The organism is Kordiimonas sp. UBA4487 (assembly GCF_002389025.1).
Lineage (GTDB): Bacteria > Pseudomonadota > Alphaproteobacteria > Sphingomonadales > Kordiimonadaceae > Kordiimonas > Kordiimonas lacus.
In genome coordinates this window covers 205,706-221,935 of the sequence record NZ_DGNR01000002.1, presented here as the reverse complement: position 1 = coordinate 221,935, position 16,230 = coordinate 205,706, and the positions used below count along the sequence as shown (strand labels likewise).

At 55.4% G+C, this 16,230-nt stretch carries 20 protein-coding genes; 7 read left to right on the top strand and 13 right to left on the bottom strand.

All coding sequences use genetic code 11. From position 1 onward, the window contains the following. Positions 1 to 160: 160 nt before the first annotated feature. From B3Z17_RS01025 to petA, 3 genes are read right to left on the bottom strand one after another with little or no spacing between them, the layout of a single operon-like run. Positions 161 to 949 (bottom strand): cytochrome c1, encoded by a 789-nt coding sequence (locus B3Z17_RS01025; protein ID WP_068305092.1) that lies wholly within the window; start codon positions 947 to 949, stop codon positions 161 to 163. A 13-nt stretch (positions 950 to 962) separates the two neighbouring features. Then, entirely contained in the window at positions 963 to 2,234 is a 1,272-nt protein-coding gene (locus B3Z17_RS01020) for a cytochrome b (protein ID WP_068305090.1), read from the bottom strand. Between the two features lie 11 nt (positions 2,235 to 2,245). Then, the gene (gene petA, locus B3Z17_RS01015; protein ID WP_068305088.1) at positions 2,246 to 2,800 is read right to left on the bottom strand and encodes a ubiquinol-cytochrome c reductase iron-sulfur subunit; all 555 of its coding nucleotides are present in this window, start codon (positions 2,798 to 2,800) and stop codon (positions 2,246 to 2,248) included. A gap of 320 nt (positions 2,801 to 3,120) precedes the next feature. On the opposite strand from petA, the gene B3Z17_RS01010 reads away from it, so the two are divergent. The 5 genes from B3Z17_RS01010 to B3Z17_RS00990 all read left to right on the top strand — a co-directional run bounded on the left by B3Z17_RS01010 (position 3,121) and on the right by B3Z17_RS00990 (position 6,057). After that, positions 3,121 to 3,594: a tRNA (cytidine(34)-2'-O)-methyltransferase gene (locus tag B3Z17_RS01010; RefSeq protein WP_286828190.1), complete on the top strand. Its 474-nt coding sequence runs from the start codon at positions 3,121 to 3,123 to the stop codon at positions 3,592 to 3,594. Positions 3,595 to 3,598: 4 nt separating this feature from the next. Then, the gene (hemF, locus tag B3Z17_RS01005) at positions 3,599 to 4,465 is read left to right on the top strand and encodes an oxygen-dependent coproporphyrinogen oxidase (RefSeq protein ID WP_286828189.1); all 867 of its coding nucleotides are present in this window, start codon (positions 3,599 to 3,601) and stop codon (positions 4,463 to 4,465) included. A gap of 1 nt (position 4,466) precedes the next feature. Then, on the top strand, positions 4,467 to 4,913 hold the full coding sequence (locus tag B3Z17_RS01000; RefSeq protein WP_068305085.1) for a YqaA family protein: 447 nt from the start codon (positions 4,467 to 4,469) through the stop codon (positions 4,911 to 4,913). Positions 4,914 to 4,960: 47 nt separating this feature from the next. Then, positions 4,961 to 5,413: a nucleoside deaminase gene (locus tag B3Z17_RS00995; protein WP_286828188.1), complete on the top strand. Its 453-nt coding sequence runs from the start codon at positions 4,961 to 4,963 to the stop codon at positions 5,411 to 5,413. A 77-nt stretch (positions 5,414 to 5,490) separates the two neighbouring features. After that, positions 5,491 to 6,057 carry a YSC84-related protein gene (locus B3Z17_RS00990; RefSeq protein ID WP_068305081.1) on the top strand — a complete coding sequence of 189 codons (567 nt, stop codon included), beginning with the start codon at positions 5,491 to 5,493 and terminating at the stop codon, positions 6,055 to 6,057. Between the two features lie 49 nt (positions 6,058 to 6,106). Here B3Z17_RS00990 and B3Z17_RS00985 read toward each other — a convergent pair whose 3' ends face one another. From B3Z17_RS00985 to B3Z17_RS00965, 5 genes are all read right to left on the bottom strand, one after another. Beyond that, positions 6,107 to 7,276, bottom strand: coding sequence for a CCA tRNA nucleotidyltransferase (locus tag B3Z17_RS00985; RefSeq protein WP_286828187.1), 1,170 nt, complete (start codon positions 7,274 to 7,276; stop codon positions 6,107 to 6,109). Beyond that, complete coding sequence (locus tag B3Z17_RS00980) at positions 7,257 to 7,604, bottom strand: hypothetical protein (protein WP_068305077.1); 348 nt, start codon at positions 7,602 to 7,604, stop codon at positions 7,257 to 7,259. The genes B3Z17_RS00985 and B3Z17_RS00980 overlap by 20 nt, the downstream gene beginning before the upstream one ends. Then, entirely contained in the window at positions 7,601 to 8,224 is a 624-nt protein-coding gene (locus tag B3Z17_RS00975; RefSeq protein WP_068305076.1) for a CoA pyrophosphatase, read from the bottom strand. Before B3Z17_RS00975 ends, B3Z17_RS00980 begins: the two co-directional genes overlap by 4 nt. Then, positions 8,221 to 8,793 (bottom strand): DUF1285 domain-containing protein, encoded by a 573-nt coding sequence (locus tag B3Z17_RS00970; protein ID WP_286828186.1) that lies wholly within the window; start codon positions 8,791 to 8,793, stop codon positions 8,221 to 8,223. The genes B3Z17_RS00975 and B3Z17_RS00970 overlap by 4 nt, the downstream gene beginning before the upstream one ends. Before the next feature lie 83 nt (positions 8,794 to 8,876). Beyond that, positions 8,877 to 9,434 (bottom strand): GNAT family N-acetyltransferase, encoded by a 558-nt coding sequence (locus B3Z17_RS00965; protein ID WP_286828185.1) that lies wholly within the window; start codon positions 9,432 to 9,434, stop codon positions 8,877 to 8,879. A 273-nt stretch (positions 9,435 to 9,707) separates the two neighbouring features. On the opposite strand from B3Z17_RS00965, the gene B3Z17_RS00960 reads away from it, so the two are divergent. Beyond that, a complete protein-coding gene (locus B3Z17_RS00960; protein WP_074519490.1) occupies positions 9,708 to 9,866 on the top strand; it encodes a YqaE/Pmp3 family membrane protein in 159 nt (52 codons plus the stop codon). Positions 9,867 to 9,936: 70 nt separating this feature from the next. On the opposite strand, the gene B3Z17_RS00955 is transcribed toward B3Z17_RS00960, so the two are convergent. The 5 genes from B3Z17_RS00955 to B3Z17_RS00935 all read right to left on the bottom strand — a co-directional run bounded on the left by B3Z17_RS00955 (position 9,937) and on the right by B3Z17_RS00935 (position 15,255). After that, positions 9,937 to 11,220, bottom strand: a complete 1,284-nt coding sequence (locus B3Z17_RS00955) for a porin (RefSeq protein ID WP_160328614.1) — start codon at positions 11,218 to 11,220, stop codon at positions 9,937 to 9,939. Positions 11,221 to 11,708: 488 nt separating this feature from the next. Then, a complete protein-coding gene (groL, locus tag B3Z17_RS00950) occupies positions 11,709 to 13,358 on the bottom strand; it encodes a chaperonin GroEL (RefSeq protein WP_286828184.1) in 1,650 nt (549 codons plus the stop codon). Between the two features lie 59 nt (positions 13,359 to 13,417). Next, positions 13,418 to 13,705, bottom strand: coding sequence for a co-chaperone GroES (groES, locus tag B3Z17_RS00945; RefSeq protein ID WP_068305067.1), 288 nt, complete (start codon positions 13,703 to 13,705; stop codon positions 13,418 to 13,420). Between the two features lie 137 nt (positions 13,706 to 13,842). Beyond that, positions 13,843 to 14,601: a class I SAM-dependent methyltransferase gene (locus tag B3Z17_RS00940; protein ID WP_286828183.1), complete on the bottom strand. Its 759-nt coding sequence runs from the start codon at positions 14,599 to 14,601 to the stop codon at positions 13,843 to 13,845. Between the two features lie 12 nt (positions 14,602 to 14,613). Further along, positions 14,614 to 15,255, bottom strand: coding sequence for a hypothetical protein (locus tag B3Z17_RS00935; RefSeq protein WP_286828182.1), 642 nt, complete (start codon positions 15,253 to 15,255; stop codon positions 14,614 to 14,616). Between the two features lie 175 nt (positions 15,256 to 15,430). Between B3Z17_RS00935 and B3Z17_RS00930 the strand changes: the two genes are divergently transcribed. Beyond that, positions 15,431 to 16,180 (top strand): methyltransferase family protein, encoded by a 750-nt coding sequence (locus tag B3Z17_RS00930; RefSeq protein WP_286828181.1) that lies wholly within the window; start codon positions 15,431 to 15,433, stop codon positions 16,178 to 16,180. Positions 16,181 to 16,230 lie beyond the last annotated feature (50 nt).

The window sequence follows — 16,230 nt, the reverse complement described above, 5'->3', positions numbered from 1 at the left end:
GTCCTAATTTGTATAATTTACGCGATCTAAACACAGTGGCAGGAATCCAGCAAGACTGAACCGCTGGTTCATGGCTTTGACTTTGGCGAGAAACCTAATCCGAGCAAAGAAAAAGGGCCGCGCAACGCGCAGCCCTTTCAATCATTCACTCTGGAAAGGCTTACTTCTTGTAGAAGTTTTTGCCTTCTTTAACCGGCTTCCAGATCTTCTTCATGGAGAAGTAGAGTACAACAACCAGCACCAGCAGATACAGCAGTACATTGAGGCCCATGTGGTGGCGAGCCTCAAGTTTCGGCTCAGCCACATACATCAGGAAGTTCACAACGTCCTTGGCCATCTGCTCTTCCGTTGCGGCAGTACCGTCTTCATATTCAACGATACCTTCCATCAGCGGAGGTGCCATAGAAATGTTGCCACCCGGGAAGTATGGGTTGTAGCTCTTACCAGCTGGCGCTTCGTGATCCGCAGGCGCGTCCTCGTAACCTGTCAGCAGGCTATAGAGGTAATTCGGACCATCGTGACGCGCTTTGGCGATCAGCGACAGATCCGGTGGCACGGCGCCGCCGTTGGATGCTGCAGCAGCTTCCGGGTTCGGGAACGGGCTTGGGAACGCATCCTGTGGCAGGCCATTGCGCTCTTTCGGATCCCCTGCATCGTCAACACCGTCAACAACGGTGTATTCAGCGGCCCATGCCTTGATCATATCCTCTTCGTAGCCCAGCTCAGCCAGGTTGCGAAAACGGAAATACTTCAGGCTGTGACACGCGGAACATACGTTCTTGTAGATTTGCCAACCGCGCTGTGCGGAGGCAAGGTCATACGTGCCGGTTGGGCCCTCGAAGGACCATTCCATTTGCATTGGATGCTTCGCAGCACCCGCGCCCATCGCAGTGCCGGCAAAGCCGGCAACAGCAGTAAGGGCAATCGCGATAGTCTTAGCGAGTTTCATCGTCATAATCCCCTTACTCTGCAGCTTTGACTACTGGGTTCGCGATGCTTTCCGGCAGCGGCAGCGTCTTCTCGAATTTAGCGAGGAGCGGCAGGACCACCAGGAAGTGAGCGAAATAGTAGGCTGTGCCGATCAAACCAATCACTGGCCAGATACCCTCAGGCTTCTTGCCGCCAACGATGGTCAGAACAACCATGTCGATCACCAGGAACCAGAAGAACCAGCGGAACATCGGACGGAACTTGCCCGAGCGTACCTTGCTGCGATCCAGCCATGGCAGGAAGAACAGCACGAGGATGGCAGCGAACATTGCAATCACGCCCAGCAGCTTCGCAGGAATGATCACAACATCAGTGAACGGGATGCCAATGTCGAACGTGATCGAGCGCAGGATCGCATAGAAAGGCAGGAAGTACCACTCAGGTACGATCGAGCCAGGCGTCACCAGCGGATCAGCCGGGATATAGTTGTCCGGGTGACCAAGCGCGTTCGGCATATAGAACAGGAAGGTTGCAAAGATGGCGAAGAATACCGCAGCACCGAAAGCGTCCTTGACCGTGTAGAACGGGTGGAACGGGATCTGGTCTGCGCTGGACTTCACATCGATACCCAGCGGGTTGCCGCTGTCGGATACCTTCTTGGCCCAAATGTGCAGGATAACAACACCGGCAATCACGAACGGCAGCAGATAGTGCAAGCTGAAGAAGCGGTTCAGCGTTGGGTTATCAACGGAGAAGCCACCCCACAGCAGGGTCACAATGCTGTCGCCCACAACCGGAATTGCAGAGAACAGGTTGGTAATCACGGTCGCGCCCCAGAAGGACATCTGGCCCCATGGCAGCACGTAGCCCATGAAGGCTGTTGCCATCATGAGAAGGAAGATCACCAGGCCGAGCATCCACAATACTTCGCGTGGCGCCTTGTAGGAGCCATAATAAAGACCGCGAAGGATGTGAATATAAACGGCAATGAAGAAGAAGCTGGCGCCGTTGGCGTGCATGTAGCGGATCAGCCAACCATAGTTGACGTCGCGCATGATGCGCTCAACGCTATCGAACGCCATCAGCGTGTTTGGCGTATAGTGCATTGCAAGCACGATACCGGAGATGATCTGCACCACCAGCATGAGGCCAGCCAGGGAACCGAAGTTCCACCAGTAATTCAGGTTACGCGGGGTTGGTGTGTCCACACCCACGACATTGTTCACGAGACCGATGACCGGAAGGCGTTCTTCCAACCAGGCGGCAGCCTTGTTTTTAGGCTTTGCGTCGATCCATTCAGCCATGATTGCTCCCCTTAACCGATCTGCAGCGTCGTATCATTGAGGAAGGTGTATTCTGGCACCGCGAGGTTCTTCGGTGCCGGGCCCTTCCTGATACGACCAGCCGTGTCATAGTGCGAACCGTGGCAAGGGCAGAACCAGCCGCCAAAGTCGCCTTTATCTTCACCGTCGGATGTACCAACTGGCACACAGCCAAGGTGTGTACAAATGCCGGTTACGACCAGCCACTCGTCGCGGCCTTCCTGGACGCGCTCTGCGTCGGCTTGCTTGTCAACCAGCTCAGACATGTCAACAGAGCGAGCTTCCTCGATCTCTGTGGCTGTGCGGTGACGAATAAAGATTGGCTTACCCTGCCACATCACCTTTACCGCTTCGCCTACGCCAATGGCGCTAAGGTCCACTTCTACAGTGGCCAGGGCCAGTGTATCGGCTGCTGGGTTCATCTGGTCGATGAATGGCCAGGCTGCCATAACGGCGCCCACGCCACCCAAACCGGTGGCAGCTACGTGAAGAAAATCACGCCGTGTGGCGCCCTCTTCACCCTCAATTGTTTCGTTGATTGTGCTCATCTAATCTTCCCTGACAGGAACGCGATGCGAAAGGCGATCACTCGTTTGCTTCCCGAATTTGCTTCCCGAAAGTTTATGTCCAGTCGCGCGTATTTCTACCCGAGCTTGGTTGCAAAGTCCCGCGTCACAAAGTCGCAGCAAATGCTTACCATAAATTCAATCGCCGGACAGCCCCTGCCCAGCGAATTGGGATTTGTTTAGTCGTCTGGACCACAAGAGGCAAGGCTTTATCCTGAATATTTCCAAAAAAAAGCCCAATTTCGCTCACTTGATCCCGCTTGTCATTGCACCGCCCGCGCCTTGCCATTAGCTTCGCCGCCATGGATATTGCAATTTTTCAACCAGACCAGCCACAAAATACCGGCACAATGCTGCGCCTTGCCGCCTGCATGGATGTGCCCGCGCACGTTATTGAGCCCTGTGGCTTTCCCTTCTCGGCCAAGGCCTTCCGCCGCTCGGCGATGGACTATGCTGACCTGGTCCAGCTCCACCACCATGGCGACTGGCAAGCTTTTGAGGCCTGGCGTACCGGTCAGCGCAAGCGACTCGTTCTCTTGACCACAAAGGCTGATTGCGCCTACACGGAATTCGCTTTTGAGCCGGACGATATCCTGATGGTAGGCAGCGAATCTTCCGGCGCGCCGGATTTCGTGCATGATAAAGCAGACGCGCGGATCACTATCCCGATGCAACAGGCAGCGCGGTCCATCAATGTCGCGGTCTCGCTCGCGATGGTAATCGGCGAGGCACTGAGACAGACAAACACTTGGCCAGATACAGGGCCGCGAGGATAACGAGATGAATATACAAGAAAAAAAGCAAGCCGCTGCAGACTGGTTCAAAGACCTGCGCGATCAAATTTGCGCCAGTTTCGAAGCCATTGAAGACGACAACCAGGGCCCGATGGCCGACCGGGAGGCTGGCCGATTCGAGCGTAAAACCTGGGACCGAACCAACCAGGCAGACGGAGCCCAGGGCGGTGGCGGCACCATGTCCATCATGCGTGGCGGCCGTGTGTTCGAGAAAGTCGGTGTGAACATCTCCACTGTGCACGGCACCTTCACACCGGAGTTCGCCAAGAACATCCCGGGCGCAGACGAAGACCCAAGCTTTTTCGCCACCGGCATCTCGCTTGTGGCCCACATGAACAGCCCGCGTGTCCCGGCAGTCCATATGAACACCCGGTTCATCGTTACCACCAAAGACTGGTTCGGCGGCGGGGCAGACCTGAATGCACCGCTTCCCAATGCCCAGGACACGGCGGATTTCCACAAGGCGCTTGAGGAGTGCTGCGACCGGCACGATCCGGCTTACTACGCCAAATACAAGAAATGGTGTGACGAATATTTCTATATCCAGCACCGGAACAGGGCTCGCGGCGAAGGCGGTATCTTCTATGACCAGCTGAATTCGGGCGACTGGGCCAAGGACTTCGCTTTCACCCAGGATGTTGGCCGTACCTTCAACGAGATTTACCCGGCGCTTATTCGCCGTCATATGAATGAAGAGTGGACGCCAGAAGAACGTGAAACACAGCTTGAGTATCGCGGCTATTATGCCGAATTCAATCTCGTCTATGACCGAGGCACTACCTTCGGGCTGAAGACCGGCGGCAACGTGGAGGCCATCCTGATGTCCCTGCCGCCCGAGGCCAAGTGGCCATAGCATGCCTGACCTTGCCATCTATGCTGGCTTGTTCCTGAACGCCTTTGTGGCGGCGACCTTGCTACCGGCCTACTCGGAAGTGACATTCGCGGCATTGCTGGCGGCCGGCAAAGGCGACCCAGGCCTCCTGTTCCTTGCGGCGACGTCCGGCAACACGTTGGGCGCCATCCTGAACTGGTGGATCGGCCGTGGGATCGCCCGGTTCCGTGACAAGCGCTGGTTCCCGGTGAAGGAAGAGCAGTTTGAGCGCGTGTCGCGCTTTTTTGTGAAATACGGTCGCTGGTCACTCCTGCTCGCGTGGGCGCCAATCATTGGCGACCCACTCACCGTTGTCGCCGGCACATTCCGTGTTCCCTTGCGCTGGTTTATTCCCCTGGTCGCGGCGGGTAAAGCCTTTCGTTATGGTGCGATTCTCTTCGGCATAGACGCCCTTGCGCTTGCACCCTGACAGGCCTAACCTGCACTGAAACTCCAACGAACACAGGCGGTTAGTATATGGCCACCCATACAGACTTTATGGCTGAAGCGCTCAAGCAAGCACAAAAGAGCTATGATGAAGGCGGCCTACCCATCGGCGCCGTCATGGTCGAGAACGGTGAAATCATCGCGCGCGGCTACAACAGACGGGTACAGGACGGTGATCCCACCGCCCACGGTGAGATGGATTGCCTGCGACAAGCCGGGCGGCGGGCGCGCTATGACGGTGTTACGCTCTATACCACGCTCAGCCCCTGCATGATGTGTGCAGGCACCATCGTGCAGTTCGGTATTTCGCACGTGGTAATCGGCGAAGCGGAAAACTTCCATGGAAACGAGGCGTTCCTGAGGGAAAATGGCGTAAACGTGATCCGCCTGGACGACCCGGATTGTATAGAGTTGATGAGTCGATTTATTGCTGAAAAACCAATCCTTTGGGACGAAGATATTGCCGGAAATGATCCGGCCTGAGGCCTGCTGTCACAGAGCTGCCACGTTTGCGGCATATCTCTGTTCCCAGGGACATAAACAAGAAAAGAGGCATCCCCATGAATGTACTTCGAATTTCGACAGTTCTTCTGTTGGTTTTCGCCGTTTCCATGCCCAGTTTTGCCGACAAACGAGAAAAGAAACGGCTGGAAATCCAGGAAATGCGCGAAGAGGTTCTCACTGACCTGTTCAGGGAACGCCCCCAGGCCCGGGCGGAAATTGATGAAGCCGAAGGCTATGCCGTTTTCTCGAACATCGGCGTTCAGATTTTCCTGATTGGCGGCGGCGGTGGTCGCGGCGTGGTTCGGGATTTGAAGTCAGGCAACGATACCTACATGAAAATGGCCACGGCCAGTGTGGGCTTGGGCCTCGGCCTAAAGGACTTCCGTGCTGTCTTTATCTTTCATGACCGCGAGGCACTGAACACCTTCATTGAAAATGGTTGGGACTTTTCAGGCGAAGCTGATGCCGCTGCTGTTTCCAACGACAAGGGCGGTGAAATCGGCGAAGCTGCGTCTGTCAGGAAGAAAGTCAGCGTCTACCAGTTCACGCAGGCAGGCCTTGCGCTTCAGGCGTCGCTGCACGGTACCAAATACTGGCAAGACAAGAAACTGAACAAGAAATAGCCACTGTATAGGGGATGGGGACCTTCCATCCCCTTCTAACACTTGGCAATTATCGCTGTAACCGCAGCAAGTCTTCTTTTGTGAGCTTAAAGTCGCTGGCGACCCAGGCTTCTTCCAACTGCTTCAATGCCTTGGAAATATCAGGTCCGGGCTCCATACCACGAGCGATCAGGTCCCGTCCCCGTACCGGCAACTCAGGGATAGGCCAGTTAGCCACCATGTCCGCCAATTCATGTCCGCACGCTTCCGGATGGGCCATCACCACGCCCTGCCCGGCATCACGCCCCTTCCGGTAAAGATAGACCCGCATGGATTGCGCGTCCTTGGGCACGGCATCGTGGAAGCCTGCGCTGAAATCCTTCAGCGTCTGCATGTCCCGGTTGGACATCTTCAGGAGCCGCCCGACAGACCCGGCCCGATTGCCCACCAGACCAACCAAACGCATCAATATGTCCGCGCCCATACCAAGCGTTTTCTCTGCGGCCATAACACGCTTAAGGCCATTGAGGTCCACATCGACGACAGGGGTATGCGACCAAATATCTGCCTGCTGCATCGCATCAAGGCACTGCAGCGGATTCGGCGCCGCCAGGAGCTTGCACAATTCATCCCGGATGCGCTCAACCGACAGGCGCTCAAGCATGTTCACATTGGCCTTCGCGGCCTGAAGCCCGGCTTCGTCCAATAGGCCACTGCCATAATGTGCGTGGAAGCGGAAAAAGCGCAGAATCCTGAGCGCGTCTTCGCGGATGCGCTCGCTTGCTTCACCGATAAATTTTACATGCCCTGCGCGGACGTCGGCTTCGCCACCGAAGGGGTCATAGAGCGTGCCGTCCACGGCCATATAGATGGCATTCATGGTGAAGTCGCGGCGTTTGGCGTCCGCGAGCCAGTCGTCGGTAAAAGCCACCACCGCGCGGCGGCCATCGGTTTCCACGTCATGCCTCAGCGTTGTGATTTCAATGACCTCTGCGCCTCGGACGGCAGTGACTGTGCCGTGATCAAGCCCGGTGGGAATAACCTTGATACCGGCAGCCTGCAACTTCTCCATTGTTTCGCCCGGCCGCCAGCGGGTGGCGGCATCAATATCCTTGATGTCGCGCCCCACCAAAGTGTCGCGCACCGCCCCGCCCACAAACCGGATGTCCGCCGGGCCAAGGATGAAGGCGATTTCCTGTATGAAGGGGGATTGGAGCCAACTAGCCTGGATCTTGCTCACGCTGGTCGTCGCTTTCCGGGTTGGTTTTATCAGCTTCTGCTGGCTCTTCGTCTGCCGGCACCAAACGGCCAGGCACAACTCGGCCATTCTCGCTGTGAGGAGGGATATATTTGGTGCCGGGAGCACCTGTGTTGCTGTCAGTGAATTTCAGCCCCAAACCGGCTCCAACCGCAACAAGGATAAGGATAACAAGTGTCTTCCGAAGCGTTGCCACATCCCGCACCAAATCGTCTTCGGTGCGGTCCGTCCGCATTCGCCACCGAAGCCACATCAATACCGCAACCACAGGAAGCAGCAGCAGAACAATTCTCAAAATCGCAGCAATCACGTGGCATTCTCCCGCACGGCTTCCATTACATCACACAGATTGACAAGCATAGCAGCCGTCGCGCCCCAAATGAAATAGTCACCATATGGCATGGCATAATATTCGCGCCGGATACCCTGCCACATTGCGCTCTCGCGCTGGTGGTTGTTGCGGTCCAACAGGAAATGAAGGGGCACTTCAAACGCGGCCTGCACTTCAGATTCCTGCAATGTCAGCTTAAAACCAGGCTGGACCAAGCCAACGACAGGTACAATCTCGAAGCCTGTACCCGTGCGGTAAGTATCCAAAAACCCGCAAACCTCCACATGGTTAGGCTCCAGGCCCACTTCCTCATGCGCCTCACGCAGGGCGGCTGCAACAGCGTCTGCGTCGCCCTCATCCACCTTGCCGCCCGGGAAGCTGACCTGCCCGGCATGTTTGGTCAGATGGTCTGTGCGTTTTGTCAGCAGAATTGTCGGCTCGCCAGGGTGATTGACAACAGGCACAAGCACGGCTGCATCCCGAATGGATTTGCCCTGCTGCTCCAGAAGCTTGGCATCGCGGTTCAGGTCATAGTCACTGCGCCGACCCCGGGCCGCCGGGTTACCCTCGCTGAGTGCATCGGCCAACCAGTTCCTCATGCGTCCTCAGCCTCCACACTGCCAAGGCTGAAACGCTTGCCAAGGCTTTCAACAGACAGTTCGCCGCCCTTCAGCTCAGCCCATTCCACCAGTTCATAGAACACTGACCGGTTGATCAACGCTTCCAGACGCCCCCGAACATGAATATACGGGCGCGGTTCACCGGTTTCCTCGTTCACTTCCACCCGGATTGGATGGTCGGGGCCTGCAATCACTTCATCGCCCACATTGGTAGTGAATTTGAAGGCTGTCTGGTCACCGTCTTCGATACGGTCCAGATGTACGGCCACAAAGGGCGCGTCATCAACGGTGATCCCGATTTTCTCAACCGGGGTCACCAGATAGGTTTTCCCGTCCTCGTCCTTGCGGAGGACTGTGGCAAACAGCTTGACCATGCGTTCCCGCGTGATGGGTGTGCCCATGTAGAACCAAGTACCGTCAGCCGCAATCCGCATATCGATGTCACCGCAGAAATCCGGGTTCCATTTTTCAACCGGCGGGCGCTTTTGCCCTTCCAGCTGTTTCAAAATATCTTCCAGTTTCAAGCCGGTATCCGTTTTCGCAGCCATATGATCCTCCTTGTCTCACTATATGGGAGTTCGTGAGCCAAAGAAAAGCATCAGGTTGGAAAAGATGCCTCGATGGTGGCTAATCAGGCCACTTCCGTCAGTAAGCTCGCAGCTGATGGCACAAGCACAGGTTCCGGCGTTGGGACCACAATCTTGCCCACCGACGGCAGCGAACTGATGGTGGCTGGCTGACGCACCAGAAGCCGCCGCGCATCCTTGCCGCCTGGTAACGTGATATAGCGCGGCAGCACGGGCTCGAACCCGAAGCGGGCATAATAGGCATAGTCGCCAACCAGCAAAATCCGCTGGTGCCTGGCGCCAGTAGCCGCTGCCAAGGAGTTATGCATCAACTGCGCACCGACACCTGCGCCCTGCAGGGCAGGCGATACCGCCAGCGGCCCCAACAGCAAGGCCTCCAAAGGCTTACCGCCCAGAAGATCATGCACGGCAATGGGCCAGTAACGGACAGTACCAACAATTTTGCCCTCATGCCGCGCGACATATGACAGGCCGGCAACAGGCTGGTTGTTTTTCCGAAGGCTGTAAGAAGATTTATTGAACCGGTCAGGTCCAAAGGCCACATCCAGCAGCTTCTCAATTGCTGCCTTGTCGAAGGGCCGTTCCCGATCAAGTGTGATCATCGGCTTTTCCCATATCCTTGGTGCATACAGCACCACTATGCAAATAACGCTTGGTGTTCAGTTGCTTAAGCGTCGTCGCATTCGGCAATGCCGTCTGATATGGGTGGTCTTTACCATGCCTAACATGATCCTTTTATGTCCGAATTGCGGAACATATGTTGCAGTCGAAATGCGCATTAACAACATTTTATGCAGTTATGCAAGAATTTTCTGCAGATTATTCTGTTTAATACACTGTATGCTGAACAATATAAACCAGCAAGGGAGCGCTCCATGGACCTGATCCGTATTATCATTGCCATCCTTCTGCCGCCGCTTGGGGTCTTCCTTCAGGAAGGCCTTGGAAAGCATTTCTGGATCAACATCATCCTGACCCTGTGCGGCTATCTGCCGGGCATCATTCACGCGGTCTATATCATCGCCAAACGCTGATCCCGCGCAAAAAAGCGGCGGGACAAAGCCCGCCTCAAAAAGTCTTGTCATACGGTGAAACAGGGTTGGCTTACCAGTCAACCTGGAAGCGCAGGCCCAGCGTGTCAGCGGAATTTTCCCCGTCCGCGCCATTAGCCGCAACGTCGAACGCTTTGTCGATGTTTACATAGCTGTAGTTGGCAAGGAAACGCGTGTGGCGGTTCAGATACCAGTTCACACCGAGGGTCAGCGTATCCTGCTCACCGCCATAAACGCCGTCGCCAGTCAGGTCGATACGGTCAAAGCGCGCAGCAATCTGCCAGCCACCCATACCGCCCTCGTGTACCGGGGCTTTGATCTTTGGCCGGTTCCAGACGCCTTTGGCAAGGTTCAACGGCTTGGTTTCACCGGTGATGAACCAACCGGCTTCGACGTAGCCGCCATAGAAGAAAGCATCACGGCCGCCAGCGCCACCGTTCTGGGCAGTCAGACCGGCCCATTCCGCCGTCAGGTTCAGGGAACCATACTGAACAGCGCCTTCAAGGCCATAGAAAGTGTCTTTCTCTGCAATGCGGCTGGTTGCCAGCAAGCGGTCAGCTGAGTGCAGGTACGCCCGTTGGCGGTAGCGCAGCAGGTCGCCGTCACCACCCACGTCGCGGAAACGAACGGACGCACCAAGCATCCAGTTACCATTGTCGAACGTGTCGCCATAGGTTGCCCGTGCGGCAAACACCTGGCCTTCATTGTCAACGGAACCATCATTACTGCCGCGGTAGACACCTGCATTGAATGTCCAGTTGTCGCCGCCGTTGCCGTACCCGATACCGATCATACGCGCCAGGGCGAAGGCGTCGGTAAAGGCTGCGCGTTCGATAAAGTTGCTGTTGAGGGAGGATTCCTGCTCCTCCAGCGAGTTAGGCGTCTTGAACTGACCGAATGTCCAGCTGCCCATGGACGTCTTATACTGCATGTAGGCATCTTTGACTTCGACATCATTGCCGGCGAAATCAGCCTCGAACTTATATTTCACGTCTTTCCAGGCTTTGCCTTCAACGCCGATCCGTGCGGCGCGAAGCTCGGTCGTGTCTTTATCCATGCTGCCGTCGCTATCGGACGACCAGCCAGCATCAGCAAGCACACGGCCGCGGATGTTGAACTCAAAAAGACCGTCGTCGGAGCCAAGGCTGAAAGCAGGATCGGCTTTCTTGACCTTCGGTGTTTTCTTCTGCTGCTTTTCAAGCTCTTCAATGCGTTTTGAAAGCGCCTCAAGCTGAGCTTTCAATTCTTCGATGGATTGCGCTTGTACAGGCGCGGTCATCGCTGTGGCCAAGGCTGTCGCAGCCATAAAACCCGCGATACGTTTCCCTTTGAGCATCATAATTTCCTATCATAACTTTTTTGGCTCGCACCCAACTGCGGCCTTTTTTCCTTGAACAGTTCGCCTCTTAAGCCTGGCTCGCATTTCTCGCAAACCGGCAGCGGGCGTTTCCGCTCATGATGGGCGCATTTAGAGCGACATATGTTTCCGTTTTATTACAAGCAGAAACAGAAAACAGCAACCAGAACTAAGCCTCTGATATTATTATATTTTTTAAATTTCGACCATTTCGGATGCCTATCTCAGGCAGTTGTTACGGCAGATGCCTGTTAAGCGACTCAATTCTGTTGATCTGATTTCGCTCGGGTTACATGCTTCTGGCTTGCTCAAGAAAGCGGCTCACTTCCAGCTTCTCAGCTGCCAATAAAGAAACGGATAAAACTGCCATGGTTCTCGCCGCGGTGCTGCCCACAAAACAAAACCCCCGGCACTTTCGCACCGGGGGCCTGTTACTCGAAACCGAGTTTTGTAGCAGGTTAGCTGGCTTAGAAGCCCATGCCGCCCATGCCGCCCATGTCAGGCATGCCGCCGCCGGCAGGCATAGCTGACTTGTCTTCTGGCAGCTCGGCAACCATGGCTTCGGTCGTGATCATCAGGCCCGCGATGGAAGCTGCGTCCTGCAGAGCAGTACGAACAACCTTGGTTGGGTCGATGATGCCTTTGGCAACCAGATCACAGTATACTTCGTTCTGTGCATCGAAGCCGAAGTTCACGTCGTCCTGCTCCAGAAGCTTGCCGGCAACAACAGCGCCGTCAACACCTGCGTTGGCAGCGATCTGACGAACAGGAGACTGCAGAGCACGACGGATGATGTCGATGCCTTTGTTCTGGTCGTCGTTCGCGCCTTCGAGACCTTCGAGAGACTTGGTCGCATAGAGAAGCGCAGTACCGCCACCGGCAACAACGCCTTCTTCAACAGCAGCGCGGGTTGCGTGCAGCGCGTCGTCAACGCGGTCTTTACGCTCTTTCACTTCAGTTTCAGTGGCACCGCCAACCTTGATCACAGCAACACCGCCGGACAGTTTCGCGAGACGCTCCTGGAGCTTCTCTTTGTCGTAATCGGAAGTGGTTACTTCGATCTGTGCTTTGATCTGCTCAACGCGGGCTTTGATATCTTCCTCGGAGCCAACACCGTCAACGATGGTGGTGTCTTCTTTGGTGATGTTCACGCGCTTCGCAGTACCGAGCATGTCGATGCCAACGTTTTCAAGCTTGATGCCCAGATCTTCGGAGATCACCTGACCACCCGTGAGGATGGCGATGTCTTCGAGCATGGCTTTACGGCGGTCGCCGAAGCCAGGCGCCTTAACAGCAGCGATCTTCAGGCCACCGCGCAGCTTGTTCACAACGAGGGTCGCAAGTGCTTCGCCTTCGATGTCTTCAGCAACGATCAGAAGTGGCTTGCCAGACTGCACAACTGCTTCAAGAAGCGGCAGCATTGGCTGCAGGTTGGTCAGCTTTTTCTCGTGCAGAAGGATCAGTGGGTTTTCAAGGTCCACAGTCATCTTCTCGGCGTTGGTGATGAAGTAAGGCGACAGGTAACCGCGGTCGAACTGCATGCCTTCAACAACGTCCAGCTCGCTCTCGAGGCCTTTGGCTTCCTCAACAGTGATAACGCCTTCTTTGCCAACTTTTTCCATCGCAGCAGCGATGTCTTTACCAACCTGAACTTCACCGTTAGCGGAGATCGTACCAACTTGCTCGATCTCTTCAGTGGTGGTCACGTCTTTGGTGCGGGCTTTGAGGCCTTCGATAACCTTGGTGGTTGCGAGGTCGATACCGCGCTTCAGGTCCATCGGGTTCATGCCAGCCGCAACAGACTTCATGCCTTCGCGAACGATGGCTTGAGCCAGAACAGTTGCAGTGGTGGTACCGTCACCGGCCACGTCGTTGGTGCGGGAAGCTACTTCCTTCACCATCTGTGCACCCATGTTCTCGAACTTGTCTTTGAGTTCGATTTCCTTGGCAACCGATACACCGTCTTTGGTGATGCGTGGTGCACCGAAGGATTTGTCCAGAACAACGTTACGACCTTTAGGGCCGAGCGTTACTTTTACTGCGTTAGCAAGGATGTCCACACCAGCGAGGATCTTCTTGCGCGCGTCTTCCTGAAGTTTAACTTCTTTAGCAGCCATGATTTGGGCTCCTGTATTTCGTGTGATTAACTAACTAATCGAGACGGGTATCGAGTGGATTACTCGATGATGCCCATGATGTCTTTTTCCTGCATGATCAGAAGGTCAACGCCGTCAACCTTCACTTCAGTGCCGGACCATTTGCCGAACAGGATCTTGTCGCCAACTTTAACGTCGAGCGCGATCACTTTGCCGTCTTCGGCGCGGGCGCCTGCGCCAACAGCGATCACTTCACCTTCGGATGGTTTTTCTTGTGCGGTGTCTGGCAGGATAATGCCGCCAGCGGTTTTCGCTTCGCTTTCAAGACGCTTGACCAATACGCGGTCGTGCAGCGGACGAAGTGCCATGGTTTGTCTCCTAAATGATAAACCGTAAAATTAGGGTCTGTTAGCACTCACTAGCCTTGAGTGCTAACTGCGAGACCCTATGTATGCCTGCGCGGGGTATGGTTCAAGGGGATTCAGAAGATTTTTTTGTGATTTTTTCAGGCTGCTTTTGTCCCAACGATCACTGGCTGGAAGAAAATATCGTTGACGCGCTTCACGTCTGCGAAGCCCGCTTCCCGGAATAGGCCCATCATCCGCGCGGGGCGAAGGGCATAGAAGCTTGAGCGCATCACGTGGGTCTTGAGCTCCGCACGCCCGTCATCAGCCGTGAAATACATGCTGAAATCATAGATGTCGTTACCGTCTCGCCAGTCCCAGACCTGATAGACACTCCAACGCACACCGTCCACATCCCGCACACCGAAGGGTTTGAACTGCACGCCGCCGCGCTCAACCGTATCATAGTCCCGCATGGAAACCAGGCATCCGCCGCCCGGTTTGGCGGCTTGATGGAATGACCTGAGCGCCCCAAGGATGGCTTCTTCGCTCAACAGATGGGTTACCGCGTTATCGGCCGACATCACAATGTCGAACTTGTCCTGATGGGCTTCATGCACCTTGCACATGTCTGCAACAGAAAAATCGATGCTGAGGCCGCGTTTTTCGGCTTCGGCCTTCGCCCGCTCGACAGCAGTACTTGAAAGGTCGCTCGCCGTCACGTCATAACCAAGCCCAGCCAGCCCCAGCGCCTGGGTGCCAATCCCGCAGGTGACATCCAACACAGTCTCCGCCCTGCCCCATGTATCTTTGATGATCTGGTCCAGGGCTTTCGACTGGCGCGTGATCGAGGCTTCCCAATCCCCGTGGATCAGGTGATAGAAAGGCGCCATCGGGTCATAAAAATCATTTGTGGTCATGTACAGGCCCGCCTAGCACTTATTGGTTAAGCCACCATAGTATGAATTGTAAAATAGCCACACAATCCGATCTTCGTCAAAACTGTATAAGGCGTTGAAGTCAGTGGGGCCGCCATCATGCATCCCTAGGTACGTTTGTGACGTTTCTTCAATCTCAGACGGACTTATCAAAGTCTCGAATATGTCGCGTGGCGCGCCCTTGACCCGCATAAATTTCTGACCGTCAACTTCAATACCCACATATTGTCGAAAACTGTTCTGTAGTAAGTCCTCTAACTGGTCGCCTTCATTGAAGTTGCATAACAAGGGGCGCAAAAATGCTGGCGCATCGACCGCATCTGACGGAGGGTGTTCATATACATGCTGCCGTAATGCCTTCTCAAAGCCCACCAACTGTTGCTCAGATGGCTGCCAAAATCCTTCAATAGGTTCTCCACGAAACTTCGCCTCCAACACACCGCCAAATACCTTAATGGCAAGTTCGCTCTTTGGATCCTCCACCGCCAGCACCACGCCAGGCACACCGTTCAGCATCGGCAGGTCAACGGTATAGGTCGGCTTGTAAGGCTCCGGCCACAGTTCATAGACACCGTATGCGGCCACAGCGGCAAGCAGCGCGAATACACTCGCGGCAATCTTCAGGAAAGTCTTCACGCCAGCCCCCATCAAGTTTCAGCATCAATAGACTTAAGCATTCGAACAGCGCGATAAAAGCCCCAACCAGAATTTTCTCGCCTGCCCCTGTGATTTGAGGCACAGTCACCGGCGGGGAAATATGGAAGACAGTTTTGAGTAACCAGTGGAGCACCTTCCAAAGGGGAACTGAAACATGTCACGCATTATCATTATGGCTTACGGCCTGGTCTGCTATGTCCTGGGCGTTGCAAGCCTTGTCCTTTTCATTCTGTTTGCCAACAACCACATCGGCCTCCTGCTGCCGGAATACATGAGCCTGGGGATCGACCACGCCAACACGGCGCCAACGGGGCCGATGATGGCCTTCGCGATCAATGTGGCACTGATTGTCCTGTTCGGGCTTCAACACACGGTCATGGCCCGGCAAAGCTTTAAAAGCCGGCTGGTCGCGCTGCTGCCGCCGGCGGCTGAACGCAGCACCTATGTGCTGATGACTGCCATTGTCATCATGGTGATGGCGCAATATTGGCAGCCCATGACAGGCAGCATCTGGCTTGTGGAAAACGAGACCGCGCGCCTGGTGATCACCGGCATCTATTATTTCGGCTGGGCCTTCACGTTGGCGGCAACCTATATGCTGAACCACAACCATCTGTTTGGCCTGCAACAAAGCTTCAAGCCAGACGATCCGGACGCAGGGGCCAAGGAATTCGTCACCCCCATGTTTTATAAGGTGGTGCGCCATCCGATCCAGACCGGTGTCCTGATTGCCATGGTGGCAACACCGGACATGACAGTGGGCCGCGCCACGCTGGCGGTCGGCATGACCGTCTATATCCTTGTCGGGCTGCATTATGAGGAGCGCGACCTGATCACCGAGTTCGGCGATACCTACCGCGACTATAAAAAACGGGTTGGCGGCCTCTTGCCACGTTTTAAGTAGTCAGGCACGCGTGTCAGGGCTGCGCGTCACCGTGCGGCCCTGCCCGCTTT

What these genes read in the sequence shown, in the direction of transcription:
- B3Z17_RS01010 (WP_286828190.1), top strand. Translation starts at nt 3,121, where the DNA reads ATGGATATTGCAATTTTTCAACCAGACCAGCCACAAAATACCGGCACA.
- groES (WP_068305067.1), bottom strand. Translation starts at nt 13,705, where the DNA reads ATGGCACTTCGTCCGCTGCACGACCGCGTATTGGTCAAGCGTCTTGAA.
- B3Z17_RS00940 (WP_286828183.1), bottom strand. Translation starts at nt 14,601, where the DNA reads ATGACCACAAATGATTTTTATGACCCGATGGCGCCTTTCTATCACCTG.
- B3Z17_RS00960 (WP_074519490.1), top strand. Translation starts at nt 9,708, where the DNA reads ATGGACCTGATCCGTATTATCATTGCCATCCTTCTGCCGCCGCTTGGG.
- petA (WP_068305088.1), bottom strand. Translation starts at nt 2,800, where the DNA reads ATGAGCACAATCAACGAAACAATTGAGGGTGAAGAGGGCGCCACACGG.
- B3Z17_RS01000 (WP_068305085.1), top strand. Translation starts at nt 4,467, where the DNA reads ATGCCTGACCTTGCCATCTATGCTGGCTTGTTCCTGAACGCCTTTGTG.
- B3Z17_RS00975 (WP_068305076.1), bottom strand. Translation starts at nt 8,224, where the DNA reads ATGAGGAACTGGTTGGCCGATGCACTCAGCGAGGGTAACCCGGCGGCC.
- groL (WP_286828184.1), bottom strand. Translation starts at nt 13,358, where the DNA reads ATGGCTGCTAAAGAAGTTAAACTTCAGGAAGACGCGCGCAAGAAGATC.
- B3Z17_RS00955 (WP_160328614.1), bottom strand. Translation starts at nt 11,220, where the DNA reads ATGCTCAAAGGGAAACGTATCGCGGGTTTTATGGCTGCGACAGCCTTG.
- B3Z17_RS01020 (WP_068305090.1), bottom strand. Translation starts at nt 2,234, where the DNA reads ATGGCTGAATGGATCGACGCAAAGCCTAAAAACAAGGCTGCCGCCTGG.
- B3Z17_RS00995 (WP_286828188.1), top strand. Translation starts at nt 4,961, where the DNA reads ATGGCCACCCATACAGACTTTATGGCTGAAGCGCTCAAGCAAGCACAA.
- B3Z17_RS01025 (WP_068305092.1), bottom strand. Translation starts at nt 949, where the DNA reads ATGAAACTCGCTAAGACTATCGCGATTGCCCTTACTGCTGTTGCCGGC.
- B3Z17_RS00965 (WP_286828185.1), bottom strand. Translation starts at nt 9,434, where the DNA reads ATGATCACACTTGATCGGGAACGGCCCTTCGACAAGGCAGCAATTGAG.
- B3Z17_RS00970 (WP_286828186.1), bottom strand. Translation starts at nt 8,793, where the DNA reads ATGGCTGCGAAAACGGATACCGGCTTGAAACTGGAAGATATTTTGAAA.
- B3Z17_RS00930 (WP_286828181.1), top strand. Translation starts at nt 15,431, where the DNA reads ATGTCACGCATTATCATTATGGCTTACGGCCTGGTCTGCTATGTCCTG.
- B3Z17_RS00990 (WP_068305081.1), top strand. Translation starts at nt 5,491, where the DNA reads ATGAATGTACTTCGAATTTCGACAGTTCTTCTGTTGGTTTTCGCCGTT.
- hemF (WP_286828189.1), top strand. Translation starts at nt 3,599, where the DNA reads ATGAATATACAAGAAAAAAAGCAAGCCGCTGCAGACTGGTTCAAAGAC.